Consider the following 513-nt stretch of genomic DNA (forward strand, 5'->3'; position numbering starts at 1 on the left):
GGTCTGATGGACCTTGACCGCAAATACCGACGTATTTGTTTTGTTTGCGGCAAGCAGAGATTGCCAAGTGCAACATCACTTTAACGGCAGGGTTGCGCTCGTCGAAGGAGTCGGATACCAAACCGCTGTCACGGTCGAGGCCGAGGGTCAGCTGGGTCATGTCGTTAGAGCCGATGGAGAAGCCGTCGAAGTATTGCAGGAATTGTTCTGCCAATACAGCGTTGCTTGGCAACTCGCACATCATGATCAGGCGCAGGCCGTTTTTGCCGCGTTCCAAACCGTTTTCTTTCAGGGCTTTAACAACAGCTTCCGCTTCACCCAAAGTACGAACGAATGGAATCATGATTTCGACGTTGGTCAAGCCCATTTCATCGCGAACGCGTTTCAAGGCTTTACACTCGAGTGCGAAGCAGTCTTTGAAGTTATCGGCTACATAACGCGCTGCACCACGGAAGCCCAACATTGGGTTTTCTTCGTGTGGTTCGTAGATGCTGCCACCCACCAAGTTAGCGT

At 51.7% G+C, this 513-nt stretch carries 1 protein-coding gene; it reads right to left on the reverse strand.

Features of this window, described 5'->3' with window-relative positions:
- The coding region (locus ACTHUR_RS18420) for a putative PEP-binding protein (protein ID WP_440400210.1) at positions 1-513 on the reverse strand (513 nt) is incomplete at both ends.

The sequence above is a fragment of the Neisseria sp. P0021.S007 genome (assembly GCF_051956855.1).